Raw genomic sequence first — 26,574 nt, 5'->3', positions numbered from 1 at the left:
GCTACAAAGATCTGAATTCAAATTTTAAATGCAACATTGATGCATTAATTAAATGTCATTTTATTTTTTATAGATGACTGCCCTGATAAAGCTTCTATAATACGACTGCAGTTCTAAGATCTGATAATCTGCATTCAAAAAGTAAGGATTCATATCGATAAGCCGGGTTGCCTCTACAATTCCGAGTAATTTAAAAAAGCTGTACATCGATTTGAGCAACAGCCATTTCCACCAGCTCCCGTTTGTTTGATTAAGAGAAAAATCGACTAAAAACCACAGTCCGTCTTTTTTTAAACACGCATTTAACTGGTTGAATACTTTTGCGGCACGTTGCTCAGCGAAATTATCAAAAAGAAAAGGCGTTAAAATCACATCAAATACAATATCCGTTTCGAAACTCTCAATGCCAAGATTCACAAATTCGACCTGGTTATTTTTACAGTTCCGTTTTTGAGAAAGTGCAATCATTTTAGCTGATATTTCTACATACACAATCTTTAAACCACCGGAATATATTTTGGCAATTTCTTCCAATATCCAGCCTGTTCCACCGCCTACAATTAAAACCGAACTATTTTTTGGAATATATTTAAGCTGACTGACCTGTGCATTAACCTGCGATTTAAAAAACACCAAACGGCTTAAGGTATCGTAATGATTGGCTATTTTATCGTAGTTGTTGTTCATCGTATCAGGTAGTCGGGGTAAAGTGCTTAGTATTAGGTATCAAGTGCGTTTAGTATCAAGTATTTAGTATCAAGTAATTAGTATCAAGATAAACCGCTCAGAGATAATACGCGCTTTGGTCATTCAGTTTAATACTTCCAGCCAGCTATTAACCAGTTAACCAATTCAAATAATTAACCCTTAAAGCGCCTCGCTAACAATTAACCAGTTAACCAATTCAAACGATTAACCCTTAAAGCTCCTCACTAACAATTAACCAGTTAACCAATTCAAACAATTAACCCTTAAAGCGCCTCGCTAACAATTAACCAGTTAACCAATTCAAACAATTAACCGCTTTACTCTTTGGTCTTTCAGCTTAATGTACAAACTGCATTCCTATTATGCCACATATTGCCTTAAATAGAATTAAACCATCAATTACCATCAGATAATAAAGGATATTTTTTCTCTTATGCATAGAATAAGCGACATAGATGGTTAAAATAAAAGGTAAAACATTGAATAAAACCTGGGGGAGACCAAAACCTTTGTAGCTGGCAAATATGCCTAAAGAGATTAGACCGATAATTAACAGCGGGATTAAAATATTAAAAATGGTTCTCCGTAAACCGTAACGTACTACAAAAGTCCGAAGGTGTTTATTGGCATCGGTTGGGTAATCTTTAATATCGAAAATGATTGCATTTACGGTGCAGAACATCCAGTTTTTAATAAACAACCAGGTCCACAGTACTGAATCGTGATACCCCACCCCTGTTTCGATTTTAAGCATAATCAGCGGCAGTACATTGGCACAACAGGCCCAAACAAAACCGATTACGAAAGCTTTTAACCAACCGGTATTGCGGAGATTAAACTGAAGAAAAGATTTAGGCAATAAACCGTAATACAAACCTCCTGCAACGATAATAATTACAATGGCAACCCAGTAACTGAGCGGAAGTGCCAGAATGTGCTGAAAATTTTGGTAAAGCAGATTAACAGCCAGCAGCATGCAACTGATAAAAAGCACTGCCTGACTCCGGTTAATAAAAGTTTTATGTTTAAAATACCATTGATTACGGGGATTGGTAGTTGATGGTGCAGTAGAAACCTTGTTGTAGGCGTAAGTATAATAAATGGTCGGTGCCAGAAATAACAGCAGGTAATAATTTAAGGAATTAAAAGGCAGTCTTAATTGAAAAGTGGCTTCTAAGGTAAGGGCGACTGCCAAAATCCCTACAAAGTAGTTTCCAAAGAAAATAAACCTGATTACTTTACTGAGCATTACCGCTGTTTTTCAGCAGGCAATTTCGGATATATAATTGAATAAGGTAAATAATTATACAGATTAAAATAATTGCAAAGCAGTACACATCATCCTGCTTTGCAATTAAAATTTTTGGAACTAAGGAAGCGTAGTTAAATTAACGGTTGGTGCGATACCGGTAGCTGTTCTGGTAAACGATTGGTTCGCGGTAACATAGTTGGCAAAAAAACCACCATTTTGCAGGTAAAATTTACCCCCCGAAACGCCACCGGCAAAATCCATTCTTTGCTGGTTACCTCCTGTGGCATCTACCGTAAAATTGGCCGTAGTAATTTCGGTCCAGGTACCAGCCGCATTGCGTACCCACTGGTTATTGTATTCGGCCTTTCTGCCCAGATAACCATTTTTATCATTAAAGTTTTCAAGGAAGGAATATAATCCTGTTAAATAACTATTGGTGTTTGGTTTTTTCCACGATGCCATAAACGTCCAGGTTCCTGATTCCGGTGCATAAAACCACGATGAGTAAACGGTATTGCCTGCTCCATCGGGCTTGCCTTGTGTTAAAAACTTATAGGTATTTCCGGCAACCCAATTGTATATAAGGTATGATTGTCCGCCTTCACCTTCGCCTGTAAAATTAGTGGCAACAACATTGGTTCCCTTTCTCGTCCAGGTTGTGGTTCCACCTGTTGGATTCCATACAGAGAATAGTATCCTGCGCTCTGTAGCCGAATTCACCTGTATCCCAAAATAGCCTCCATCAAAACCATTGGCCATGTAATAACTCCCGATCTTATCTTCACCTGTTGGTACTTTAACTTCATTATAAAACCATTCTGTATTGGCAGGAGCAGCGAATCCTAAATGAACCGATGGCCCTCTCCTCGACCAGTAATAATTGGCAGGATCGTTGGCATAATATACATTTGATGCTACTGCAGGTCCGCTGATTACAAGATCGGAAACATCAGCAAAGTAAGACCCGGTTTTACTTACGCCCTGGAATTGAACGGTTACGTAACCAGGGGTACCGATGTTAACCGTACCGACCGTATAAGTGGTGTTGGCTGTACCGGTTGCTGTTACATTAAATGGCGTACCGTTTATGGTAATTTTTAAAACACTTGTGCCACTTGGTACCGATGCTTTTACCGCCACGGTTAGTGATCCTGTATTTCCGATTCTGAAATAGGAACTGAAAATACTGTTGGCATTGGTCCAGTTTGCCAGCTTTGTAGAAGTTACCGTTTCTGCCCCACCCGGCGCTAAGGTGGTTACAAAAGCATTTCCGCCCATTGAAACGGTTAACGATGTACCGCCAAGCGACTGGACATTTGCAAGCGCCAGTTTTTTATTCTGATCTGAAGATGAACCATCTGCACCCATCAGGTTTTCTTGTTTTTTACAGGAACAGGTAAATAATACGAAACCCAGTATAGCCAGGCCCGAAATTGATTTAATAGACTTTTTCATTGATTTGGTTTGGGATTTATGGTTAGTAATAATGTGTTAAACAGAGACTTACAACAGGAACTTGCTTTCTCTAATTTAATACTACAATAAAGCATTTCTACCATATTCCCGGATAAAAAACCACGCAAACGTTTGTTTTAAAATAACATAGGATTTAAATAATTTTGCTAAACAATCCTGATACATCAGTATTAATACTACAGATTAATTGTAATTTGAATAAAATTATTTTTGGGGCAAAATAGTTTGATTTAGCCTTGCCGATTCATTTAAAAAAAACAGGAGATTAGATTTTGTTTAGGGCAACAATCAATCGTTTGTGTGAAGAAAAACGCCATTAATCAAAATGATTTTACGCTATCCTGAAACTAAAAGAAAAACAAATATAAATTGTTGCTAAATTTATAATTCAACTAAAAAACGATCGATATGGAAGATTCCAAAAACTCAACTTCAGCTGATAATACCACACCAATGGTGACGGGAATAGGTGGTATTTTCTTTTTTTCAGATAATCCGAAGGAAACAAAAGATTGGTATGCTAAAAATTTAGGCGTTGAAATCAATGCCTGGGGTTCAGTAAGTTTTGATTCCAGGAATATCAACAATCCAGATGAAGTTGAATCACTTCAATGGAGCCCTTTTAAAAAAGGAGATGAATATTTTTCTCCGTCAAAAAAGGAGTTTATGATCAATTACCGCGTTCAAAATCTTGAAGCGCTATTGGAAAAACTCAAAGAAAATGGCGTAACCATACTCGATGAAATTGCCACTTATGATTTTGGAAAATTTATCCATATCATGGATGCGGAAGGGAATAAAATTGAATTATGGGAGCCTAAATAATTGTTTATAGTTTTGTGTTATCCTGGAAAGGATTGAAGGGTCTTTAAAACTTGACACATTAATAATATCTATTAGAGATGGCGTTTCATAGGTTGGGGATTCTTCACTGCCTTCAGAATGACAGCACAAAAAAAACCTCTCAGTAATCTGAAAGGCTTTTAATGGTGGGAAATGATGCCGATCTCAATCGGGACGACCACCTCGGTGTAAAGGAACTATTATAAACCAGTTGAGCTTATTAATTTTTCTATCATAATCCTGCTTTTCCAGTTTTTGATCTGCCTTTCCCTGAGTATTGCATCCCTTTTAGTTTCAAAAACCTGAAACCAAAAGATGCACCAATCACCTGTGTGCCCGGTAAAACCTGCATGTTTTGTATTGTGCTTTTTTAAGCGTTCTGTTAAGTTAATAGTGGATCCGACATAATATTTATCACGGACTTTTGAATATAGGATATAGGTATAAAACATCTTAACAATTATTTAATTATTTAGGATGTTTATTTTTTAAGCCTAATAAGGATAGATTTCTATATGAACTAAAAAAAAGGTCTTCAATATAATTGAAGACCTTTTAATGGTGGGAAATGAGGGGTTCGAACCCCCGACCCCCTCGGTGTAAACGAGGTGCTCTGAACCAGCTGAGCTAATTTCCCTGTTGGTAATATTTAAAAATTATCCCGGCTTTCTCGATCCGACCCTCCCGACTGTAATGTCGGGATGCTCTGAACCAGCTGAGCTAATTTCCCTTATGTATGTTAAGTTTGATAAAAAAGCCTCTCAATAAATTGAAAGGCTTTTAGTGGTGGGAAATGAGGGGTTCGAACCCCCGACCCCCTCGGTGTAAACGAGGTGCTCTGAACCAGCTGAGCTAATTTCCCTGTTGGTATTATTTAAAATTATCTCGGCTTTCTCGATCCGACCCTCCCGACTGTAACGTCGGGATGCTCTGAACCAGCTGAGCTAATTTCCCTTTTATATTTTGTCAAACTTAACGTCCCATCCTCCGTTTGGGAATGCAAATATAGCGCTATAAAACTGTTCTGCAAATCTTTTTTTCTTTTTTTTCAACTTAACAAAGTTTCGAGGATTTTATGCGATTGCACCACCCCAAAGGAGGCTGTATGTAAGGTATAGAAAACCAATATCTTATCTAATAAAAAGCGCCGCTGGGTATTACTTAACTTTATTTCAGAAATTTTTTCGAGTGGAGAACTGAAAAGCGAAATAAAGCCAATAGCATCATCTAAATGAAGGTAATTGGAGTGGATTGGCAGCCTGGACGTAAATTCCCCTTCCTGCAGATCGAAATAAATCTGGTCGTTCCTTCTTTTTCCGTTAGGCGAAAACCCTAAAAACCGCGTAAGCTTTAATAAAAAGGACAAATGAAAATTAGGATTAATCTCCTCTACTTCATCAAACCAGGCTATCGAATTAAAAATATAATCGAACAAACTTTCATCAGCCGATTGATGCCGGATACTTTTATACAACACCTCATTTAAGAAAATAACGATACTGGTTTTAACCATATCGTAAGGAATACTTTTAAAAACAGGTGTTTGGCGCACTTCCGAGATCCGCTGGATATTGGTATTTGCTTTATGGTAAACCACCATATCCAAAAGATGAAGTGATTGCAACATGTTCATTTTAATCTTGGCCTTTGGTTTTTTAACCCCATTAATAAGGTAAGACTGCATCCCGAATTTATCGGTAAGTACCTGAACCACCACACTGCTTTCGCTGTAATTGGTGGTCTTCAATACAATGCCCCTGACTTTGTGTAACATGCTGTTAAAACATTTTTTTCAAAAGTATGTTATTTGTGCAAATTTAATTGCGCAAAAAGTAATCGTGTTTTACAAATAAGATTAGTTTTGCCATTATTATTAAACTAAGCTGCACATGTGGGTTAAGCTATCGAGATTTATTCTTCAGAACCGTATCGCAATCATCGTATTTTTCGTTTTAGGAACCGTTTTTATGGCTTATCAGGCCAAAAATGTAAAACTCTCTTATACAGGGAGTAAAATCCTGCCCGTTACCGATAGCGCATTTGTAAAATACAATGCTTTTAAAAAGACTTTTGGTGAGGATGGAAGTGTGATGGTGGTGGGCATACAGTCGCCCGATATCTTTAAAAAAGAAGTTTACAACCAATGGGTTCAGCTTTCTAACGAAATCCAGAAATTGAAAGGCATTAAACAGGTCTTATCCTCAGGGCGGATTTTTCAGCTCGAAAAAGACACTGTTAACCAAAAATTTGTGTTAAAACCACTACCGGGTGGCCTAGTTAAAACTGATGCCGAAATGGATTCTATTAAAAACACCATTTACAGTAATCCTTTCTTCGAAGGACTGGTGTACAACCGGAAGAATGCAACTTTAATGGCCATTACTTTCGATACCAAAATCTTAAATACAGCCGAACGCAATCCTATTTTAAAAGAAATTGAAGCTAAGGCAAAGGCTTTTCAGGCTTCTACTAAAATTCAGGTACATATTTCCGGTTTGCCTTATATCCGCACCGCAGTTAGTAAACTGGTGAGTAACGAATTTGTATTGTTCCTGGGCTTATCAATCCTGGTTTCAGCATTAATCTTATTGATTTTCTTTAAAAAATTCTATGCCGTATTCTTCCCTATTTTAGTGGTGATAATGGGCGTAATCTGGAGCATCGGAACGCTTGTTTTATTCGGCTTCGAGTTGACTATTTTAACGGGGCTGATTCCACCTCTGATTGTAATTATCGGCATCCCGAACAGTATTTTATTGCTGAACAAATACCAGAATGAGCTTCGCAAACATGGCGACAAGCAAAAAGCACTAAGCGTTACGATAGAAAGAATTGCCATTACCACGCTGATTGCGAATATTACGGCAGCCATTGGTTTTGGGGTGCTTTATTTTACCGGAAGTGAGTTATTGATGCAATTCGGTAGCGTAGCCTGTATAAACGTGATGGTTACGTGGTTAATGTGTTTATGTTTAATCCCGATTATTTTCAGTTACCTGCCGGCACCAAAACTTAAACCGCAAACCCATATTGACGAAGGTTTTCTGCATAAATTATTGGTTAAAACCGATACCCTCGTTCAGCAGAAAAGCGGTTTGATTTACATCGGAACGATTATCATTTCGATTATTGCTTTTATTGGCGTAATGAAAATCAACGTTAACGGATACGTGGTTGATGATTTACCGAAAAACTCTGAAATTTTAACGGATTTAAAATTCTTTGAGAAAAATTTTGAAGGTATTTTACCGCTTGAGGTAAGTGTAGATACCAAGAAAAAGAATGGCGTTTTCAATTTAACCAATCTGAAAAGAATGGAAAAACTGGAGAAAATGATTTCTGCCTATCCGGAATTTTCGCGCTCCATTTCGGTAAATATGGGTTTAAAATACGCCACTCAGGCATTTTACAATAACGATTCTACATTTTTCCGCCTGCCTGATAACTTAGAGAAGAACTTTATCCTGGCCTATATTGCCAATGGTGGTAAAGGAAATGCAAGTTTGTTAACCAACTTTATCAGCAAAGGAAATCAAAGCACGAGGATCAGTTTTCAAATGGCTGATGTGGGTTCGAAACGCCTGGATGCGATTATGGCAGAACTAAAACCGAGGATCGACAGCATTTTGCCTCCATCAAAATTTGATGTAGAACTTACCGGATCGAGCATCATCTTTTCGAAAGGAACAGATTATATGTTAAGGCATTTAGTGGAGAGTATTGCGCTTGCCATTGTGTTAATATCGCTTTTAAGGCTGGCACAATTTAAAAGTTTGGGCATTATGTTTATTTCATTATTACCAAACATTGTCCCTTTAATTATTACCGCCGGTATTATGGGTTATTTCGGAATTTCCCTAAAACCTTCTACCATTTTAATTTTCACCATTGCTTTTGGTCTGGCATCAGACCAGACAATTTATTTTCTTACACGCTACCAGCAGGAACTAAACCTGACGAATTTTAGTGTACCCAAAGTAATTACGGATACGATTACCGAAACCGGTGTAAGTATGACGCACATTGCCTTAATCTTATTCTTTGGCTTCGGGATTTTTACGGCCTCTACCTTTGGTGGAACGGTAGTATTAGGATTACTTTTATCGATAACTTTATTGGTGGCCTTAATCTTTAACCTAACTTTATTGCCTGCACTGGTATTGTGGTTAGATAAAAAGAAAGTAAGAAAAGTGGTTTCTGATGAAGAATCGGCGAAAAACGCAGGTGAGTTTGACCATTAAGACCAGTTAGGAGTTGGGCGTTTGGAGACTGGAGTTTTGGTCACCTAAAATTAACACAATATTATTATTGCTTTGGGTTCAAACCCAAGGCTATGTATAGAATTGTATTTAATTTTTGCACCAGCCCAGGTAACCTAAACCTGATGGCAGCGACAGCCCCGAAGCATGAGGGCTAAAGCGAACAGCAGGACGAACATTAAAATGAAATACCGGCCTTGCTTTACAAAAAACTTTTTAAAACCACATAAGACATAGGCTCAAAAAAAAACTGGTCATTTAAGAATATTACTCAGTTGCCGGCTTTTCTTCTTCATCTACCGGAACTTCGACCGTTGGATCGGTAATGATTTCGGCATTGCCATCGCTATCTTTTTTGGCAAATAAAATCGGGTATAACAGCCATAGCGCACCGATAATAATGAGCACACCTGCCAGCATTTGTAAATAGATGCCTGATTTGATTCCGTTAGCATCTAAAATTTTATAGGCAATAAAAGAAAGTACACCAGCAATGAGTACAAAAACGGCTTTCTGCAATTTTAACAGCTTGATCATAGGGTCTTTCTTTTTAGTGTAATAATATGGATTAAAACAAAGATGAGCCCAATTAGTTCGAGCAAGCCGCAGAAATAAAATGCATAAAGCACAAAATCGCGGTTTGATGGATTGATAACTGCTACAACAGGCAATGCAATTACAGCTACAATCATCAGTGTAAGCCCGATATTAAATAATTTCACGTTAAAAGTATTTACATCAAAACTACCAAAATTCAGTCAATTCTGTTAACTTTGCAACCTTAATTTTTTGAGGTACCTGATTGATGTATAGCGAATTTAAACAACTGGAACTTGCCAAAATAGGGCAGGAAATACTGGATTTTTGGAAAAAGGAAAATATCTTTGAGAAAAGTATTTCATCCCGTCCTAAATCTAATCCGTTTACTTTTTACGAAGGACCACCGTCTGCCAATGGCATGCCGGGCATCCACCATGTAATGGCGCGTGCAATTAAGGATATTTTTTGCCGCTATAAAACTTTAAAAGGCTACCAGGTTAAACGTAAAGGTGGCTGGGATACGCATGGTCTTCCGATCGAACTTGCTGTTGAGAAAAAACTGGGTATTACCAAAGAAGATATCGGTAAAAAAATCAGCGTTGACGAATATAACGAAGCTTGCCGTACCGAGGTAATGCGTTATACGGACGTTTGGAACGACCTGACCGAAAAAATGGGTTATTGGGTTGATCTTGAAAATCCGTACATCACCTACGAAAACGAATACATCGAAACCCTTTGGTGGATCTTAAAACAACTTTACGATAAAGGATTTTTATATAAAGGCTATACTGTACAACCATACTCGCCTGCTGCAGGTACGGGCTTAAGCTCACACGAGTTAAACCAGCCGGGAACTTATAAGGATGTAAGCGACACCACAATTGTGGCACAGTTTAAAACCATCGAATCGACTTTACCTGAAGCTTTAAAAGGCTTTGGTGAAGTTCATTTTTTAGCCTGGACGACTACCCCTTGGACCTTACCTAGTAATACAGCTTTAACCGTAGGGCCAAAGATCGATTACGTATTGGTAAAAACTTTTAATCAATATACTTTTGAGCCAATCCAGGTGGTTTTGGCGAAAGCTTTGGTAGGCAAACAATTTGCCGGAAAATACTTCTTAGCTGAGGGAGAAGAAGCTTTTACGAATTACAAAGCGGAAGATAAAAAAATCCCTTATGCTGTTTTGGCAGAATTTGTCGGAGCAGATTTAGTGGGTATAAAATACGAGCAGTTATTGCCATATGTATTGCCATATCAAAACCTGGAAAATGCTTTTAGGGTAATTTCGGGAGATTTTGTAACTACCGAAGATGGTACCGGTATTGTGCACACCGCCCCAACTTTTGGTGCAGATGATGCGCGTGTAGCTAAACTGGCTACACCAGAAATACCACCAATGCTGGTATTGGATGATAAAGGAAATGCCGTTCCGTTGGTAGACCTGCAAGGAAAATTTATTGCGGCTTTAGGCGGAAATTACGGTGGCAAATACGTTAAAAATGAATATTACAAAGATGGCGAAGCGCCGGAGAAATCTGTCGACGTAGAAATTGCCATCCAGTTAAAAGAAGAAAACAAAGCCTTCAAGGTAGAGAAATACGTCCACACCTATCCACACTGCTGGAGAACCGACAAACCGGTTTTATATTATCCGCTGGATAGCTGGTTTATCAAAACCACTGCCGTTAAAGATAAAATGGTGGAATTGAACAAAGGCATCAACTGGAAACCAGAATCGACCGGGACAGGCCGTTTTGGTAACTGGCTGGAAAACCTTGTAGACTGGAATTTATCACGCTCACGCTATTGGGGCACACCATTACCGATTTGGCGTACTGCCGATGGTTTGGAAGAAAAATGCATCGGTTCTATCGCTGAACTGAATGCAGAAATTGCAAAATCAATCGAAGCGGGTTTTATGCCTGCCGGTTTCGAACTGAAAGACATGCACCGCCCTTATGTTGATGATGTAATTTTAACTTCATCAACAGGTGAAAAAATGACCCGCGAAACCGACCTCATAGATGTTTGGTTCGATAGCGGCGCCATGCCTTATGCACAGTGGCATTTCCCTTTCGAAAACAAAGAGGAGTTTGAAAATGCATACGCTGCCGATTTTATCGCAGAAGGTGTAGATCAGACCCGTGGATGGTTCTTTACCCTGCACGCCATTGCGGTAATGCTTAGCGAGGCCAGCGATGAAATTAAAGCGGTAAATGCAAAAGTAGGCAACCCTGGTGTAGCGTTTAAAAACGTCGTTTCAAACGGATTGGTACTGGATAAAAACGGCAACAAAATGTCTAAACGTTTAGGCAATGCGGTCGATCCTTTCAGCACCATCGAAACTTACAGTGCCGATGCTACCCGTTGGTACATGATCAGCAATGCTTCGCCATGGGATAACCTTAAATTTAGTCTGGAAGGTTTGGATGAAGTGCGCCGTAAATTCTTCGGAACACTGTACAATACCTACGCTTTCTTTGCTTTATATGCCAATATCGATAAATTCGAAATCGACAAAAATAACCTGAGCAAGGTAGAAGACAGAACAGAATTAGACCGCTGGATCTTATCTTTACTGCAAAACCTGATCAGCGAAGTTGACGAAAGTTACAATACTTACGAGCCAACCAAGGCAACCCGTGCCATCCAGACTTTTGTTGATGAGCATTTAAGTAACTGGTACATCAGGTTAAGCCGCCGCCGTTTCTGGAAGGGCGAAATGACTGATGATAAACGTGCTGCTTACGAAACACTATTTACCTGTTTGGAAACACTGGCACAGCTGATGAGTCCTGTGGCACCTTTCTTTGCCGATTGGTTGTACCGCAATTTAACCGTTACAGATGCTTACGCCGAAGAATCAGTCCACTTAACCTTATGGAATGAAGCTGATCAAAGTTTAATCGACAATGCATTGAACGAAAGAATGCTTTATGCCCAGGATATTTCATCGATGGTTTTATCACTGCGTAAAAAATCGGGCATCAATGTACGTCAGCCGCTTGAAAAAATCTTAATCCCATCTTTAAATGGCGATTTCGAACAAAAAATCTCAAAAGTGGCCGATTATATCCTTTCTGAAACCAATGTAAAACATATCGAGTTCATTACCGATACCCATGGCATCGTAAAGAAAAAGCTGAAACCGAACTTTAAATCGTTGGGTAAAAAAGTAGGTAAAGATATGAGCACGGTGAAAGAAGCTTTAGAAAACATGACGCAGGACGATATCCAGCGACTTGAAGTTGATGGTTACATCAATGTTTTTGGCAGTGATAATTTCCAGCATGCTATTGATTTAAATGATGATGTAGAGGTTTTTGCTGAAGATATTCCGGGATGGCAGGTAACTAACCTGGGTAGCCTAACTGTTGCTTTGGATGTAACCATTACCGAAGAGCTGAAACAGGAAGGTATTTCGCGCGAACTGGTTAACCGCATCCAGAATTTAAGGAAAGAGTTAAACTTTGAGGTGACCGATAGGATTAAAGTTTCGTTACAAAATGATAACCTGGTAGCCAATGCAGTTGCCAAAAACAAGGGTTACATTTGCGCGGAAATATTAGCTGACGAATTAGAATTAACAGATACTGTAACTAATGCAAACAAAATCACCATTGATGATGTTGAGTTAAGCATTTCAGTAACTAAAATATAAATCCATATATTAGAAAACTAAATTAAAAACATGGAAAACAGTAATAAAACACGCTACTCAGACAGTGAACTTCAGGAATTTAAAGAATTAATTCAAGATAAATTACGCATGGCGAAAGAGGAACTTAACTCTTTAACCACTTCTTTGAGTAACCCAAATGCAAACGGAACTGAAGATACTTCTGGTGCTTACAAAACATTAGAAGACGGTTCTGCAACAATGGAGAAAGAACAGATCAATCAATTGGCTGCCCGTCAGAAAAAATTTATTGATAACCTGGAAAACGCATTGGTGCGTATCGAAAACAAAACGTATGGTATTTGCCGCGAAACCGGTAAGTTAATCCAGAAAGAACGTTTACGTGCAGTACCGCATGCAACCTTAAGCATGGAAGCTAAATTAAAGCAGAGTTAATGAAAGGCTATACAAAACCTTTAATTGTAATCTTTTTAGTTTTACTGGCCGATCAGCTGGTTAAAACATGGGTTAAAACGCACATGTACCTTGGTCAGGAGTTCCACATTATTGGTAAGTGGTTTATCATCCATTTTACCGAAAATAATGGTATGGCTTTCGGTATGGAGTTTGGTGGCGAATTTGGCAAATTAGCCTTATCGCTTTTCCGCATTGCAGCAGTTGCAGGGATTGGTTATGGTTTACATTATTTAATTAAGCATAAATACCATCGTGGATTGATCCTTAATGTTGCCCTGATCTTTTCAGGTGCATTAGGTAATATTATCGATTCTGTATTTTACGGAAAAATTTATGGCTACGAAAGCTGGTTCCACGGCCGCGTGGTAGATATGTTCTACTTCCCGATTGCCGAAGGCCACTTCCCTGCCTGGTTACCCATATGGGGAGGTGAAGAATTTGTATTCTTCAGGCCGGTTTTTAACCTTGCAGACGCAGCCATTTCTGTAGGGGTGATACTGATCCTTATTTTCCAAAAAAACTACTTTAAAGAAGATGTTAAGGACGAAGTAAGCATCAATAGCGAAATTGTAGAAGATTAAGCGAGCGATTCGTCATGCTGTCCCGAAGCTTCGGGATCAGCATCTAATTAGCAAGACCTTGAGATAATTCGAGATGATACATGAAAACATTGCCCATTTCTTAAATGAGATGGGCTTTTTTTGTTAAATCGTTATTGCGAGGCGGAATGACGAAGCAATCTTACTAAGCATATTATTAACGACAGTTATAACATTGCTTCGTGCCTCACAATACCGATATTATTTCTTAATGTTTTTGGAAAGCAGGTACAGCAGCAAATATTTAAGTCTCTTCCCGCTATCCTTTCTGCCAATGCAGCCTGTGCTTTGTTTTAGGTTCTTGATAAAAACGAAGATAGAATTAGAAAGCATTGGCATTTATCCTATCGGGTTTAGTAACTTTGGGTAGTGCAAGGAAGAAAAAATCAATATCTACCCGTCATCTTGAATTTATTTCAGGATCTTTCACGCTAAGTGTAAAAGCAAAATAATGATCAACTTCCTCAACATATCTTATCTCCAGTCAGGAAACGAAAAGCAGGCAAAAGCTTATCAGGTTATAACCGATCACCAAATTTTAGAAAAACTTGTTGCATATAAGCCCATTTTAGTCGGCACTATACCAATTAATATCGACATCGAAAACAGTGATCTGGATATTATCTGCGAAATATCTGATAAAGATGAATTTATTGACCGGTTAATTGCTGTTTTTGGCTCTGAAAAAGATTTCTTGGTTATGGAAAGTCCAAAATTTGAAGCCATTAAAGCAAATTTTATAGTTGATGGGTTCGAGATAGAAATATTTGGACAAAACGTACCTGCCACGCAGCAAAACGCTTACCGCCACATGCTAATCGAATATAAATTACTCCTGGAAAAAGGAGAAGAATTTAGACAGGAAATTATCTCTTTAAAAAAGCAGGGCTACAAAACCGAACCAGCATTTGCAAAATTACTCGGGATCGATGGAAATGCTTATGAGGAATTATTGAAGTTAGCATCCTACTAATGTACTCTTCAAACGGGTCGTCATCTCCGGAGCAACGCGGAGTGGAGAGATCTTTGGGTCATGTTAAAAGATCTCTCCACTGCGGTCGAGATGACGATTTATCTTAACCTGTTACCCAACTCCTTTGTTTTTTCTAAAACTGATCATTCAGGAAGACAACCATCAACACAGTTTTCCAATTTTTTAAAATATATTTGGAATACAAAACCAAATATCATGAAATTACATTATTTCCTTTGTATGCTCATCACATTGAGCACCTCAGCATTTGCACAAAAAAGTCTTTTTAACGGCAAAAATCTTAATGGCTGGCATGTAGATGTTCCTGCCATGGATAAAAAGTCGGATACCATTAATCCGTTTATCGTACGCAACGGATTACTCGTAAGTTTAGGCACACCAGGCGGACATTTAATAACCGATAAAATTTATAAAAATTACCAGTTAACCGTTCAATACCGTTTTGCAGGCAAACCAGGTAACTGTGGAGTATTGGTGCATGCATCAACACCAAGAGCATTATATGGCATGTTCCCAAAATCCTTGGAAGTGCAGATGCAGCATAAAGATGCCGGCGATTTCTGGTGTATTGAAGAAGACATTTCGGTGCCCGATATGGTTACCAGACGCGGACCAAAAGAAAACTGGGGTGTAAATGGTGATAAACTCCGCCGGATTAAAAACTTAACCGATGATAGCGAAAAACCACTTGGCGAATGGAACACCATGATCATACAATGCCTGAATAACAAAGTTAAAGTTTGGGTAAATGGTACATTGGTAAACTATGGTACAAACTGTACCGCAAGCAGCGGCCAGATTGCACTACAAGCAGAAGGTAGTGAAGTAGAATTTAAACAACTGGATTTAAAGCAGATTAAAGAATTGTCTAAATAAGCTTTTTTTAGTGATTAGTACCTTCCAATCGTCATTTTGAGCGGACCTGATAGCTATCGGGTGCAACACAGTTGAGAAATCTGTCAGAAGATAGATCTCTCTCCCGAATATTCGGGACGTTACAGTCGAGATGACGACCATCTTTATGAAGTAGCTCAAAATTCAATCCTTAAACAATAAACAAATCAAATAACCCACAAAATAGGCCAGTAAATCATAATAGCTAAAGGAAGTTCCTAAAACAATACTCATTAACTTATTATGCTCCAGGCCCAGCCAGGTAACATAATTTACTTTTTGCAAAAACTCAATGATGAGAGAAAAAATCAGGACGCCTAAGGCCAACCACCTGTTATTGGTTTTCAGAAAAATCTTAAAAAAAGCGTAAATCAAAACAACCACCAATACGTCACCGCCAAAAGGGCGTATAATTGCATCATCAAGGTATTTACCAATTAGAATTTCCACGATGAAAATTAAAAGGAAAATAAGGCTAAACTTTAAGCTAAAAGTTAATTTCATTTTTTGGAGCAAAAAAAAAGAGAAGTCAAGTTTTAAAAAAAACTGACTTCTCTCTAAACATATAAAGTCTCCTTTAGGGGATTTAGGGGTTAAACGCCCAAAAGCAATCTGGCCGGATCTTCTAACAGTTGTTTCACACGAACCAGGAAACCAACCGACTCGCGTCCGTCGATAATTCTGTGATCGTAAGATAAAGCAACATACATCATCGGACGGATTACCACCTCACCTTTTTCAGCAACCGGACGTTCAACAATGTTGTGCATCCCTAAAATAGCCGATTGTGGTGCATTAATAATCGGAGTCGACATCATTGAACCAAACACACCACCATTTGTGATCGTGAATGTTCCACCAGTCATTTCTTCGATGGTTAATTTGCTATCACGTGCCTTTAAAGCTAATTCTAATACAGATTTTTCGATCTGCGCTAAAGTCATGCTTTCTGCATTACGGATTACCGGAACAACCAAACCTTTTGGAGCAGAAACTGCGATAGAAATATCAGCGAAATCGTTGTACACCAATTCTTCGCCTTCAATACGGCCGTTAACCGCAGGGAAATCTTTTAAAGCTTCAGTAACTGCTTTAGTGAAAAAGCTCATGAAACCTAAACCAACACCAAATTTTTCTTTAAACTGGTCTTTATATTTTCCGCGTAAATCCATAATTGGCTTCATGTTAACTTCGTTAAAAGTAGTTAACATGGCGGTTTCATTTTTAACAGCAACCAAACGTTTTGCAACCGTTCTACGCAACGGAGACATTTTCTCGCGACGCTCGCCACGGCTACCTGCAGGAGCAGCAGTTGCGACTGGTGCACTCGCTTTTGGTGCTTCTGGTTTTTTACCGGCTTCAGCTTTCACAGCATCATCCTTAGTAATACGGCCATCAACACCCGTACCTTTTACTGCACCAGCATCAATTCCTTTTTCTGCAAGAATTTTACCAGCAGCAGGAGATGGAGTACCTGTAGCGTAAGAATCTCTAGAAGCAGCTGAATCCTGAGCCTTAGGCGCCTCTGCAACAGCAGCCGGAGCCTGTGCATCAGCCTTAGGACTTTCGCCTTCAGCCTTCGGAGCAGCAGCTGCACCACCGTCTTCAATTTTACAAACTACTGCACCAATGGCTAACGTATCGCCTTCGGCTGCTATGGTTTTTAAAGTTCCAGCTTGTTCTGCAGTTAATTCGAATGTAGCTTTATCCGATTCTAATTCGGCAATTACTTCATCCATTTCAACAACATCGCCATCGTTTTTTATCCAGCGTGATAAAACAACTTCGGTTATCGACTCACCAACAGGTGGAACTTTTATCTCTAAACTCATTTTTGTAATGTTATGTTTTTATCGTTAAAGGTTGAAATGTTGTAAAGTTAGCATGTTTCAGGTACTTAACCTTAAACCTCATACCTTACGCCTTAAACCTAATTTTTATTGTTAAATGTTGTAAAGTTGGGATGTTCCGGATACTTAACCCTAAACCTCAAACCTTACGCCTCAAACCTCACTAATCGATCTGAACTAATTTTTTTGTTGCTTTTTTAGCGATATCTTTCACATCCTCAGTTACCGAAACCTCTAAAGCTTTTGCTAAAATATAAGCTTGTTGGTTAGCGTGTTGTTTTGCAAAACCGGTTGCTGTACTGCTGCTTTCTCTTCTCGAAATTACATCAATGCCTTTTAATGCGGTTTTGTACAACCTCCGGAATAAATATGGCCAGGCGCCCATGTTCTCTGGCTCTTCCTGTACCCAGAAAATTTCTTTCGCATTTTTATATTTTTTCTGGATCGCTTCCATCTGATCAACCGGCGTTGGATACAACTGCTCTACACGAACCAAAGCCACGTGTTTGATTTTATCAGCCTGCTGTTTCTCAAGCAACTCATAGTAAATTTTACCGCTACAGAAAACGATACGGGTAACGTCTGAAACTTTAGCATTTACATCATCAATTACCTCTTTAAATCCACCCTCTGTAAATTCTTCTAATTTAGAAACACAGGCCGGGTGACGCAATAAGCTTTTAGGTGTAAATACCACCAATGGCTTACGGAAATCGCGTTTAAACTGACGGCGTAAAACGTGGAAGAAGTTTGCCGGAGTAGTGCAGTTGGTTACCTGCATGTTATAATCGGCACAAAGCTCCATAAAACGCTCAATGCGTGCTGATGAGTGCTCTGGTCCCTGACCTTCATAACCGTGAGGCAATAACATTACCAAACCGTTTTCGCGTTGCCATTTCGTCTCAGCACTTGCAATATACTGATCTACAACGATTTGTGCCCCGTTAAAGAAATCACCAAATTGTGCTTCCCAAATAGTTAAAGCATTAGGATTGGCCATGGCATAACCATATTCGAAGCCTAAAACACCATACTCAGATAAGTGTGAATTGTAAATATCAAATGGTGCCTGCTGATCAGAAATATTTGCCAATGGCACATATTCTTCCTCACTGTCTTCAAGCGTTAAAACGGCATGACGGTGAGAAAAAGTACCACGCTCTACATCCTGACCGCTTAAACGAACACGTTTACCTTCTGATAACAAAGTACCATAAGCCAGCTGCTCGCCCATTGCCCAATCGAAAACATTGGTTTCGTTAACCATTTTGCTACGCTCAACAAATAGTTTTTCGATTTTTTTGAAGAACTTTTTATTGGTTGGCAAAGCAGTAATGCGTTTACCAATTTCTAATAAAGTAGATTTTTTAACTGCAGTAACCGGAGAAGATTCAAAATCTTTCGGTGTCGCCATACGTAAATCTGCCCATGCACCACCAAATTTAACTTCAGCATTACCGGCAACAAATTCTTTGGCTTCGTTTAAACGTTCCTGCAAAATACCGCGGAAATCTTTTTCCATTTCTTTTGCCAATCCCGCCTCTAACTTACCTTCTTTAGTTAACTGCTCAATATAGATTTCCCTTGGATTAGGGTGTTTCTCAATAGTTTTGTACAATAAAGGCTGGGTGAATTTAGGCTCATCAGACTCATTGTGACCGAAACGACGGTAGCAAAGAATATCAATGAATACGTCGTTTTTGTATTTCTGACGGTATTCCATTGCCAGGTTGATCGCATAAACCAAAGCCTCAGGATCATCACCATTAACGTGGAAAACCGGAGATAAGGTCACTTTTGCAATATCAGTACAATAGGTACTGGTACGTGCATCTTTATAGTTAGTGGTAAAACCGATCTGGTTGTTAATCACCAGGTGAATGGTTCCACCGGTTTTATAACCTTCAAGGCCTGCCATCTGAATCACTTCGTAAACAATACCCTGACCAGCAACCGATGCATCACCGTGGATCAAAATTGGCGCTAAACGACTGTTATCGCCACCATATTTGAAATCAATTTTAGAACGGCTCATGCCTTCTACCACACCATCAACTGTTTCTAAGTGAGATGGGTTAGGACATAAACTTAAGTGAACACTTTTACCTGCATTCGTCGTTACATCGGTTGAGTAACCTAAGTGATATTTTACATCACCGCCAAATGGGGTATCCGGATTATAACTTTTACCTTCAAATTCTGCAAAAATATCTTTATAGGTTTTTTGCATGATATTGGCCAGCACGTTTAAACGTCCGCGGTGAGCCATACCGATTACAAATTCTTCAATTCCCAATTCGGCACCTTTTTCAATAACCGAATCCAATGCCGGAATTAAAGCCTCAGCACCTTCTAAAGAGAAACGCTTCTGACCTAAGAATTTTGTCCCAAGGAAATTTTCGAAACTTACTGCTTCGTTTAATTTCCGTAGAATGCGTTTTTTCTCTTCAATAGAGAAGTTAGGGGTATTACGTGCACTTTCCATTTTTTGTTGAATCCAGTTCAACACTTCTGGTGTACGTAAAAATTTATATTCTGCACCGATGGAGTGTGCGTATGTTTGTTTTAAAAAGGCTACAATATCTTTCAGTTTTGCTGCACCGATACCAATCTCTACACCAGAGTTGAAGACGGTTTCCAGGTCGGCATCAGATAATCCAAAATTGGCAAGATCTAACGTTGGCAAATGTTTACGTCTTTCGCGTACCGGATTGGTATGTGTAAACAGGTGACCGCGGCTGCGATAGCCATCAATCAGGTTTAAAACATTAACCTCTTTTAAAAATTGTTCAGGAGTTTCTGCGGTTACCGCCGGCGCTTCCGATCCTCTTCCAAAATCGAAACCTTCGAAAAATTTCTGCCAGCCAAACTCAACCGACTCAGGATCTTGTTGATACGACTGATATAAAGACTCTATATATTCGGCGTTTGCGCCATTAAGATAAGATAATTTATCCATTATTAACTATTTACTATAAGCACTACAAAATTAGAATTTTACCTTATATAAACGGCAAAAATCTCGATTAAAATACGATTTATTGAATGAGAGAATGATCTAATGATTGAATGATAAAAATACGACCTGTAATAATCGAAAACTCTGCAAATTCAATCCTTCAAAATTCAGTCATTCAATCATTAAATAATCATTCATTCAGTCATTACAACTATGATGCCCAAGTTAAAGCATAGTTGCCTTTTGGGTCGAGATTTTTGATGTTTTTATCTAAATCGAATACACTTTTTGATTTCTGATCGTTCCCCACGCCAGCCACATTGGCCCAGTTGCCCCAGTTACTTGCCGGGTTATAATCGATCAGTTTTTCTTCAAAGTAAGCTGCACCAAAAATCCAGCTCACCTCAAGGTTATTGATCAGGTATAAAGCAGCCGTTTGCCTGGCAATATTCGAGATAAAACCGGTTTGATTTAACTCCGTCATTACCGCATCTACTACCGCAAATCCGGTCTGTGCATTTTTCCATTTATTGAAGTTGTCCTGCTCATTTGCAATATCAACCAAACCCTGACTGCCAAATCCATCCGGACTGAAAAAGGTATTGCCGTATTTCTTGAACATGAAACGGAAATAATCCCTCCAAAGCAATCCTAATAAAATATGATTGAACATGGCTTTGGTATTGGGTACACCTTCCATTTTTTTAATTTCCCAATATACTTTACGGGGCGATAAACTGCCCATGGCCAGCCAGGCAGAAAGTTTCGAAGCGAGAATTAGATTTTTGGTCGTTGCAGCCTGTTGCATCGCTACAATCACCTTTTGTAAATGCGCCAAACCTTCGGCTTCGCCACCCGTAAATTCGAAATCAGCACGCTGATCTTTCTGTTGAGGTAAAAGATTAAGATCTTCTAATGAGGATAATGTTCCCCAATCAATTACTTCAGCCACGTTAATCCGGTCGGGCGCTGCAAAACAGGGCTTAATGATCGAATCGCGTTCAATTTTCTTTTTAAACTGGTTAAAAGCGTCGGGAATATCTTTGATCGGGAAAGGTAAATCTTCTTTATTATATAAGGTATGACCGATAAAATGTTTGAGATTGACACGCAGTTTCCAAAGTGCATTTTCGACCAGGGTAGAAACATGGGTTTCTTCGCGGGCCACTTCGCGGTGATGGTACACTTCGGTAATTTCGTATTCCTGCACCAATTGCGGAATAATATCTTCGGGACTACCTTCGGCAATAAGCAGGTTACCGCCAATCTGTTTTAAAGCACTGCGTAAACCTAAAACACTTTCTAAAATAAACTGCGCTCTGATATTGCCTGTTTTTAGCGTACCGTATTTTGTTTCCCCAAAAGAACGGGGATCGAGAATGTAAACAGGCAAAATTGAATCAGATTTAGCAATTGCCTCGACCAGCATTTCATTATCATGCAAGCGAAGATCATTTCTAAACCAGACTAAAATTTTTTTGGACATCTTTTATCGAAAAGGGTGTAAGAACGCTTTACAAATTTATCTTATTTTTCTTCTCCATCAAACCCCTGAATAATTCTTTACAAATAGGTAACAAAAGCATTAGAACCAGATTAATACATTTTAAAGTTATGCCGACAAACCCTTTTGTATCTTTAGTGTTTTAAAAATATGGCAAAGAAGATTCTGATTACCGGAGCTACCGGACTGGTGGGTACTGAGCTAAAAAAGCATTTATTAAGTAAGGGTTACGCGGTGAATACCCTTTCCCGAAAGAAAAATGAAGATCCGAATAGTTTCGTTTGGGATGTTTACAAAGGAACAATTGATGATAATTGCCTGAATGGTGTTGATGCCGTTGTCCATCTGGCAGGTGAGCCTGTAGCAGATAAAAAGTGGACTGATGAACGCAAAAAACAGATTATTGACAGTCGCGTAAAATCTACAGAACTGCTTTTTAAAACGATCAGATCAAGGCCAGATCATCAGATTAAATCTTTTGTTTCTTCTTCTGCAGTTGGTTTTTATGGCGATTGCGGTGATGAAATTTTAACAGAAGAAAGCGCCAACGGTTATGGTTTTTTAGCCGAATGCTGTAAACTTTGGGAAGATGCAGTAGATCAGGGTAAAAAACTGAGCCTTAGGATTGTAAAACTCCGTACCGGGATTGTTTTCAGCACCAAAGGCGGAGCATTGCCGCAATTGGCTCAGCCAGTAAAATTGTTTGCTGGTGCACCATTGGGTACAGGCAAACAATGGACGCCCTGGATACACATTAATGATATGGTTAAAATGTATATTGAAGCCATAGAAAACCTTAAAATGGAGGACAGTTATAATGCCTGCGCACCTTTTCCAGTCACCAACAGCGCCTTAACTAAAGCCATTGCGAAACAGCTGCACCGCCCGGTCTGGCCAGTTAAAGTCCCTAAAAAAGCTTTGGAATTATTACTGGGAGAACGTGTAGAAGCCGTTTTAATGAGCAATAATACCTCGGCACAAAAAATTTTGGACGCGGGATTTAAATTTAAATTCACACATTTGGAGGATGCTTTGGAAGACCTTTATAGATAGGTTAATTGGTTACTGTTTAAACTGGTTGTTTAATCGGTTAAATGTTTAAACCGGTTAATTGACGCAAAACGCCTAACTCCAAACGCTTAAAGTCATCTATATTTTATTAACAACCTACTATTACACATGAATTCTGTATCCGTCTTTTGGTTCCGTCGCGATTTACGTTTAGAAGATAATGCGGCTTTATACCATGCTTTAAAAAGTGAATATCCGGTTTTGCCGCTTTTTATTTTTGATAAAAATATACTGGATAAACTCCCAAAAGACGATGCCCGCGTAACTTTTATTTACCAAACGATTGAAGGTTTAAAAAAAGAATTTCAACAGCGGGGATCAGATTTATTGGTAAAATATGGAACGCCCGAAAAAATCTGGCCGGAAATTTTAAAAGATTATGAGGTTAAGGAAGTTTACACCAATCATGATTATGAGCCATATGCACGCGAACGCGATGATAACATGGCTGAATTTTTAACCAGTGAAAAAATTATATTTAAAACATACAAGGATCAGGTTATTTTTGAAAAAAATGAGATTTTAAAAGCAGATAAAACACCTTACACTGTTTTTACTCCTTTTTACAAGCAGTGGCATGCCAAATTGAACGATTTTTATGTAAAGGCATATCCTACCAAAAAATACCTCAAAAATTTATTACAAACCAAACATTTACCTCTCCCAACTTTAAAAGATATGGGTTTTGAGGAAAGTAAACTGGATTTTCCGAAAATCAGTTATAAAAATAAACTTGATGACTATGCCAAAGAACGGGATTTCCCCGCATTGGATGGTACCACGCATATTGGCCTGCATTTACGTTTTGGCACTTTAAGCATTAGAAAAGCAGTGCGCGATGCAATTGAGGCAAAATCGAATGTCTGGCTTTCTGAACTGGCCTGGCGGGAGTTTTATATGATGATCCTTTGGCATTTCTCCTACTCAGCTTTCGATTCTTTTAAAAAACAATATGATAAAATAAAATGGCGTAATAATGAGGATGAATTTAAGGCCTGGTGCGAGGGCAAAACCGGTTATCCTATTGTAGACGCCGGAATGCGGCAGCTGAACCAAACTGGTTGGATGCATAACCGCGTACGCATGGTTGTGGGTAGTTTTTTAACCAAACATTTACTGATTGACTGGCGCTGGGGAGAAACCTACTTTGCTGAAAAGTTATTAGATTATGAAATGGCGAGCAATGTTGGTGGCTGGCAATGGGCAGCAGGATCAGGCAATGACGCTGCACCATACTTTAGGGTATTTAATCCCGAATTACAGACCAAAAGATTCGATCCTAAATTTGAATATATTAAAAAGTGGGTGCCAGAATTTGGAACAAAAAAATATGCCCAACCAATAGTTGAGCATACTTTTGCAAGAGAAAGGGTGTTAAAAGTTTTTAAAGAGGCGTTGAGTTAAAAAACTGGTGTATTTGGAACACCTCCAGAAGTAAAGTGTCCAGAGCCGCTAAATCCAATAATTTCCTCACTTATTGTAGCCATATCGATTATAATAGGGCCATATACCCCCTGCACACTATAATTTGCAAGATTAAAGTAACGATAATCCCCCAAGCCTCCTCGTATTGTCCAAGCATAAACTAAATTATTAAAATAATAATCAGTCTCATTTGTTCTCCATCCTCCAAATGTTTTCTTTAACTCTTGCCTGGATGTACAATAATACCTAGATATTGGAGGACGAGGTGTCCAATCATCTGGACCTTGATTAGGAGTTTCATCAACCCAAATATCAACAAATAATCTTCGTTTACCATCATCGTTATAATACAAACGAGATCTTACGGCCCTAGTAGTAGTCGCTTCAACATTTGCGATTTGATTACTTTTTGCACTAGTATTTCTTTTAGAAAGATTATTGACAAAAATTCCCTGACTTTGATCTGTTTTGCTAAAAGTTGCAACTTCAAATTCATTTTTATGCTGTCCTTTATATGAAACTATTCTATTATCCTTAGTATATACAGTTGTAAAATCACCAATTTTTACCTCCCCCTTACTATTTGTAAATAATGCAGAAAGTGGAGTACCAAATTTATAGTTTAGTGAGCTATCAGGCTGAATCTCTACCATATTTGAGTACTTACTCTTGAAGTCATCAAATGATTTACTCGTATTTATATTTTCATATTCCTTAGCTATTTCGATGTAAGCATCGTGATAAGATTTAAAATTTTGTAATTCTTTCGGTTTAGAATTAAAATTTTCAGGTTTTATGAGGACATTAAGAATAGAATCAAAAGCTTTTTGATCTCTGAATTTCAAATAACCATTCTCGATACTTACGGCATTGGTTACAAGTTTTTCATTTGGATTTACAATATTGCCATCCTTTTTACAGGAAGCAATTGAGATAGCGCCTAATAATGGTAGTATTAAGCAGCGTAAATTAATTTTGTTTTTCATATCATAATTGTATGTTTTCCCTTACTTCGTAAACATACAACTAAAAATTAAGTTTAAAAATTTATTATTAATTAATCTCTTTAAAAATATGATTGTAAAAAAAATATATCACAAAAAATGCCCAACTAATTGTTGAGCATTTTTTTTAAAAAGAAATTAAAAAAGGTCGTACTAATCTGTAACACTTACAATTTCTATATCAAAATCTAAAACTGCATTACGTGGAATTACATATAAACCAGTAGCACTATCTCTGCTACCAGACGGCCCATAAGCAAGATCTGAAGGAATAAACATTCTTAATTTTGTACCTGCGGGAAACTTAGGAATTAAGATTTTCCATCCTTGGATTAAAGCCGCCGTACTAGATAAAACAGTTGAGAAAGTTCCAGCAGTATTTGAATCAAATGATGATCCATCTAAAAAGCGTCCAGTATAATTGATTACAACCGTACTAACTTCCGGATCAATTGACTTACCAGTTCCCAGAGAGCTAATGATATAGTATATTCTACTTGCATCTTTAGTCGCACTGAGTCCTTTAGTTGTTAAAAAGCTTTTGATTTTATCATCATCAAATAACCATTGTTTACGATATGGATATGTTTTAACTGTAAGATCAAGATTTTCATTCGACGGTATAAAACCTACTCCATTTTTACCGAATGCAAGATAAGAAGGTAATAATACTCTAGCGCTACCCCCAGGTTTAAGACCTAACACTGCAGTTCTTATTGCGGGAATATTAAAAGTTGATGATGAAAGCCTCGGATCAATAAAACCATTTAAATATCCAACATAATTTCCTTGGTTTCCATTTGGAGAAGGCTGAAGATAAGTCGTGCCATCATTCATAGATTTAACAGTTACATCATACAATACTGAATCAGGATTCAAGAAAAATGTTCCATCTGTAGGATTCGTAGCTTGATAATAAAACCCTGTTTTATCAGGATCAGATATCATCTGAGTTAAATTATTTTTTGATATGTAAGCCTTTATCGCTGCATCATCTACGCTTTCTATCGTCTCATAGTCCTTTTTGCACGAGCTGAAAACTACAGTAGCCAGTAAAAGTGTAAATAGGCCAAGTTTGGTAAATTTGTTCATTT

Annotated in this window: 22 protein-coding genes and 2 tRNA genes; 9 read left to right on the top strand and 15 right to left on the bottom strand. The window is 38.3% G+C overall.

Annotated elements, in window-relative coordinates; all coding sequences use genetic code 11:
• Positions 1-60 precede the first annotated feature (60 nt).
• The 3 genes from ACTJKC_RS17975 to ACTJKC_RS17965 form a co-directional block, all read right to left on the bottom strand.
• Complete coding sequence (locus ACTJKC_RS17975; protein WP_440794037.1) at positions 61-687, bottom strand: class I SAM-dependent methyltransferase; 627 nt, start codon at positions 685-687, stop codon at positions 61-63.
• Positions 688-1,045: 358 nt separating this feature from the next.
• Entirely contained in the window at positions 1,046-1,957 is a 912-nt protein-coding gene (locus ACTJKC_RS17970) for a hypothetical protein (RefSeq protein WP_440794035.1), read from the bottom strand.
• 120 nt (positions 1,958-2,077) lie between these two features.
• The gene (locus ACTJKC_RS17965; protein WP_440794033.1) at positions 2,078-3,415 is read right to left on the bottom strand and encodes a DUF3472 domain-containing protein; all 1,338 of its coding nucleotides are present in this window, start codon (positions 3,413-3,415) and stop codon (positions 2,078-2,080) included.
• Positions 3,416-3,844: 429 nt separating this feature from the next.
• Between ACTJKC_RS17965 and ACTJKC_RS17960 the strand changes: the two genes are divergently transcribed.
• Positions 3,845-4,261: a VOC family protein gene (locus ACTJKC_RS17960; protein WP_344852649.1), complete on the top strand. Its 417-nt coding sequence runs from the start codon at positions 3,845-3,847 to the stop codon at positions 4,259-4,261.
• 218 nt (positions 4,262-4,479) lie between these two features.
• Here ACTJKC_RS17960 and ACTJKC_RS17955 read toward each other — a convergent pair whose 3' ends face one another.
• The 4 genes from ACTJKC_RS17955 to recO form a co-directional block, all read right to left on the bottom strand.
• Positions 4,480-4,731, bottom strand: a complete 252-nt coding sequence (locus tag ACTJKC_RS17955; RefSeq protein WP_440794030.1) for a GIY-YIG nuclease family protein — start codon at positions 4,729-4,731, stop codon at positions 4,480-4,482.
• A 107-nt stretch (positions 4,732-4,838) separates the two neighbouring features.
• A tRNA-Val gene (locus tag ACTJKC_RS17950) sits at positions 4,839-4,916 on the bottom strand.
• 147 nt (positions 4,917-5,063) lie between these two features.
• Positions 5,064-5,141 (bottom strand) — tRNA-Val (locus ACTJKC_RS17945).
• A gap of 186 nt (positions 5,142-5,327) precedes the next feature.
• On the bottom strand, positions 5,328-6,053 hold the full coding sequence (gene recO / locus ACTJKC_RS17940) for a DNA repair protein RecO (RefSeq protein ID WP_440794028.1): 726 nt from the start codon (positions 6,051-6,053) through the stop codon (positions 5,328-5,330).
• A gap of 115 nt (positions 6,054-6,168) precedes the next feature.
• Between recO and ACTJKC_RS17935 the strand changes: the two genes are divergently transcribed.
• Positions 6,169-8,520 carry an efflux RND transporter permease subunit gene (locus ACTJKC_RS17935; RefSeq protein ID WP_440794026.1) on the top strand — a complete coding sequence of 784 codons (2,352 nt, stop codon included), beginning with the start codon at positions 6,169-6,171 and terminating at the stop codon, positions 8,518-8,520.
• Positions 8,521-8,805: 285 nt separating this feature from the next.
• On the opposite strand, the gene ACTJKC_RS17930 is transcribed toward ACTJKC_RS17935, so the two are convergent.
• Complete coding sequence (locus ACTJKC_RS17930; protein ID WP_440794024.1) at positions 8,806-9,075, bottom strand: isoleucyl-tRNA synthetase; 270 nt, start codon at positions 9,073-9,075, stop codon at positions 8,806-8,808.
• Complete coding sequence (locus tag ACTJKC_RS17925) at positions 9,072-9,260, bottom strand: hypothetical protein (RefSeq protein ID WP_344852644.1); 189 nt, start codon at positions 9,258-9,260, stop codon at positions 9,072-9,074. The genes ACTJKC_RS17930 and ACTJKC_RS17925 overlap by 4 nt, the downstream gene beginning before the upstream one ends.
• 83 nt (positions 9,261-9,343) lie before the next feature.
• Here ACTJKC_RS17925 and ileS point away from each other — a divergent pair, with 83 nt between their 5' ends.
• The 5 genes from ileS (at position 9,344) to ACTJKC_RS17900 (ending at position 15,649) form a co-directional block, all read left to right on the top strand.
• Positions 9,344-12,745 (top strand): isoleucine--tRNA ligase, encoded by a 3,402-nt coding sequence (gene ileS / locus ACTJKC_RS17920; RefSeq protein WP_440794022.1) that lies wholly within the window; start codon positions 9,344-9,346, stop codon positions 12,743-12,745.
• A gap of 30 nt (positions 12,746-12,775) precedes the next feature.
• Positions 12,776-13,159 carry a TraR/DksA family transcriptional regulator gene (locus tag ACTJKC_RS17915; protein ID WP_025144123.1) on the top strand — a complete coding sequence of 128 codons (384 nt, stop codon included), beginning with the start codon at positions 12,776-12,778 and terminating at the stop codon, positions 13,157-13,159.
• The gene (locus ACTJKC_RS17910) at positions 13,159-13,761 is read left to right on the top strand and encodes a lipoprotein signal peptidase (protein ID WP_440794019.1); all 603 of its coding nucleotides are present in this window, start codon (positions 13,159-13,161) and stop codon (positions 13,759-13,761) included. Before ACTJKC_RS17915 ends, ACTJKC_RS17910 begins: the two co-directional genes overlap by 1 nt.
• Before the next feature lie 469 nt (positions 13,762-14,230).
• The gene (locus tag ACTJKC_RS17905) at positions 14,231-14,752 is read left to right on the top strand and encodes a DUF4269 domain-containing protein (protein ID WP_440794017.1); all 522 of its coding nucleotides are present in this window, start codon (positions 14,231-14,233) and stop codon (positions 14,750-14,752) included.
• 216 nt (positions 14,753-14,968) lie between these two features.
• A complete protein-coding gene (locus tag ACTJKC_RS17900; RefSeq protein ID WP_440794015.1) occupies positions 14,969-15,649 on the top strand; it encodes a 3-keto-disaccharide hydrolase in 681 nt (226 codons plus the stop codon).
• Between the two features lie 162 nt (positions 15,650-15,811).
• On the opposite strand, the gene ACTJKC_RS17895 is transcribed toward ACTJKC_RS17900, so the two are convergent.
• The 4 genes from ACTJKC_RS17895 to ACTJKC_RS17880 all read right to left on the bottom strand — a co-directional run bounded on the left by ACTJKC_RS17895 (position 15,812) and on the right by ACTJKC_RS17880 (position 21,962).
• Positions 15,812-16,117: a DUF2809 domain-containing protein gene (locus ACTJKC_RS17895; protein ID WP_440794013.1), complete on the bottom strand. Its 306-nt coding sequence runs from the start codon at positions 16,115-16,117 to the stop codon at positions 15,812-15,814.
• 143 nt (positions 16,118-16,260) lie between these two features.
• Positions 16,261-17,499 carry a 2-oxoglutarate dehydrogenase complex dihydrolipoyllysine-residue succinyltransferase gene (gene odhB / locus ACTJKC_RS17890; RefSeq protein ID WP_344852639.1) on the bottom strand — a complete coding sequence of 413 codons (1,239 nt, stop codon included), beginning with the start codon at positions 17,497-17,499 and terminating at the stop codon, positions 16,261-16,263.
• 181 nt (positions 17,500-17,680) lie between these two features.
• The gene (locus ACTJKC_RS17885) at positions 17,681-20,476 is read right to left on the bottom strand and encodes a 2-oxoglutarate dehydrogenase E1 component (RefSeq protein ID WP_440794011.1); all 2,796 of its coding nucleotides are present in this window, start codon (positions 20,474-20,476) and stop codon (positions 17,681-17,683) included.
• Positions 20,477-20,687: 211 nt separating this feature from the next.
• A complete protein-coding gene (locus ACTJKC_RS17880; protein WP_440794009.1) occupies positions 20,688-21,962 on the bottom strand; it encodes a DASH family cryptochrome in 1,275 nt (424 codons plus the stop codon).
• Positions 21,963-22,130: 168 nt separating this feature from the next.
• Between ACTJKC_RS17880 and ACTJKC_RS17875 the strand changes: the two genes are divergently transcribed.
• Together ACTJKC_RS17875 and ACTJKC_RS17870 are read left to right on the top strand one after the other, a co-directional pair.
• The gene (locus ACTJKC_RS17875) at positions 22,131-23,033 is read left to right on the top strand and encodes a TIGR01777 family oxidoreductase (protein WP_440794007.1); all 903 of its coding nucleotides are present in this window, start codon (positions 22,131-22,133) and stop codon (positions 23,031-23,033) included.
• 126 nt (positions 23,034-23,159) lie between these two features.
• Positions 23,160-24,455: a cryptochrome/photolyase family protein gene (locus ACTJKC_RS17870; RefSeq protein WP_440794005.1), complete on the top strand. Its 1,296-nt coding sequence runs from the start codon at positions 23,160-23,162 to the stop codon at positions 24,453-24,455.
• Here the strand turns inward: ACTJKC_RS17870 and ACTJKC_RS17865 are convergent.
• Together ACTJKC_RS17865 and ACTJKC_RS17860 are read right to left on the bottom strand one after the other, a co-directional pair.
• Positions 24,452-25,462 carry a hypothetical protein gene (locus tag ACTJKC_RS17865; RefSeq protein ID WP_440794003.1) on the bottom strand — a complete coding sequence of 337 codons (1,011 nt, stop codon included), beginning with the start codon at positions 25,460-25,462 and terminating at the stop codon, positions 24,452-24,454. The two genes, ACTJKC_RS17870 and ACTJKC_RS17865, sit on opposite strands and share 4 nt — an antisense overlap.
• A 171-nt stretch (positions 25,463-25,633) precedes the next feature.
• The gene (locus tag ACTJKC_RS17860; RefSeq protein ID WP_440794001.1) at positions 25,634-26,572 is read right to left on the bottom strand and encodes an FKBP-type peptidyl-prolyl cis-trans isomerase; all 939 of its coding nucleotides are present in this window, start codon (positions 26,570-26,572) and stop codon (positions 25,634-25,636) included.
• Positions 26,573-26,574: the final 2 nt, after the last annotated feature.

It is taken from the genome of Pedobacter sp. 22226 (assembly GCF_052045455.1).
In the GTDB taxonomy this organism is placed as follows: Bacteria; Bacteroidota; Bacteroidia; order Sphingobacteriales; family Sphingobacteriaceae; genus Pedobacter; species Pedobacter jeongneungensis.
The sequence above is the reverse complement of the archived record's forward strand: the minus strand, read 5'-3'. Positions and strand labels throughout refer to the sequence as shown.

What these genes read in the sequence shown, in the direction of transcription:
- ACTJKC_RS17970 (WP_440794035.1), bottom strand. Translation starts at nt 1,957, where the DNA reads ATGCTCAGTAAAGTAATCAGGTTTATTTTCTTTGGAAACTACTTTGTA.
- ACTJKC_RS17955 (WP_440794030.1), bottom strand. Translation starts at nt 4,731, where the DNA reads ATGTTTTATACCTATATCCTATATTCAAAAGTCCGTGATAAATATTAT.
- ACTJKC_RS17860 (WP_440794001.1), bottom strand. Translation starts at nt 26,572, where the DNA reads ATGAACAAATTTACCAAACTTGGCCTATTTACACTTTTACTGGCTACT.
- ACTJKC_RS17965 (WP_440794033.1), bottom strand. Translation starts at nt 3,415, where the DNA reads ATGAAAAAGTCTATTAAATCAATTTCGGGCCTGGCTATACTGGGTTTC.
- ACTJKC_RS17875 (WP_440794007.1), top strand. Translation starts at nt 22,131, where the DNA reads ATGGCAAAGAAGATTCTGATTACCGGAGCTACCGGACTGGTGGGTACT.
- ACTJKC_RS17930 (WP_440794024.1), bottom strand. Translation starts at nt 9,075, where the DNA reads ATGATCAAGCTGTTAAAATTGCAGAAAGCCGTTTTTGTACTCATTGCT.
- ACTJKC_RS17905 (WP_440794017.1), top strand. Translation starts at nt 14,231, where the DNA reads ATGATCAACTTCCTCAACATATCTTATCTCCAGTCAGGAAACGAAAAG.
- ileS (WP_440794022.1), top strand. Translation starts at nt 9,344, where the DNA reads ATGTATAGCGAATTTAAACAACTGGAACTTGCCAAAATAGGGCAGGAA.
- ACTJKC_RS17900 (WP_440794015.1), top strand. Translation starts at nt 14,969, where the DNA reads ATGAAATTACATTATTTCCTTTGTATGCTCATCACATTGAGCACCTCA.
- recO (WP_440794028.1), bottom strand. Translation starts at nt 6,053, where the DNA reads ATGTTACACAAAGTCAGGGGCATTGTATTGAAGACCACCAATTACAGC.
- ACTJKC_RS17935 (WP_440794026.1), top strand. Translation starts at nt 6,169, where the DNA reads ATGTGGGTTAAGCTATCGAGATTTATTCTTCAGAACCGTATCGCAATC.
- ACTJKC_RS17915 (WP_025144123.1), top strand. Translation starts at nt 12,776, where the DNA reads ATGGAAAACAGTAATAAAACACGCTACTCAGACAGTGAACTTCAGGAA.
- ACTJKC_RS17880 (WP_440794009.1), bottom strand. Translation starts at nt 21,962, where the DNA reads ATGTCCAAAAAAATTTTAGTCTGGTTTAGAAATGATCTTCGCTTGCAT.
- ACTJKC_RS17865 (WP_440794003.1), bottom strand. Translation starts at nt 25,462, where the DNA reads ATGAAAAACAAAATTAATTTACGCTGCTTAATACTACCATTATTAGGC.
- ACTJKC_RS17960 (WP_344852649.1), top strand. Translation starts at nt 3,845, where the DNA reads ATGGAAGATTCCAAAAACTCAACTTCAGCTGATAATACCACACCAATG.
- ACTJKC_RS17870 (WP_440794005.1), top strand. Translation starts at nt 23,160, where the DNA reads ATGAATTCTGTATCCGTCTTTTGGTTCCGTCGCGATTTACGTTTAGAA.
- odhB (WP_344852639.1), bottom strand. Translation starts at nt 17,499, where the DNA reads ATGAGTTTAGAGATAAAAGTTCCACCTGTTGGTGAGTCGATAACCGAA.
- ACTJKC_RS17975 (WP_440794037.1), bottom strand. Translation starts at nt 687, where the DNA reads ATGAACAACAACTACGATAAAATAGCCAATCATTACGATACCTTAAGC.
- ACTJKC_RS17910 (WP_440794019.1), top strand. Translation starts at nt 13,159, where the DNA reads ATGAAAGGCTATACAAAACCTTTAATTGTAATCTTTTTAGTTTTACTG.
- ACTJKC_RS17885 (WP_440794011.1), bottom strand. Translation starts at nt 20,476, where the DNA reads ATGGATAAATTATCTTATCTTAATGGCGCAAACGCCGAATATATAGAG.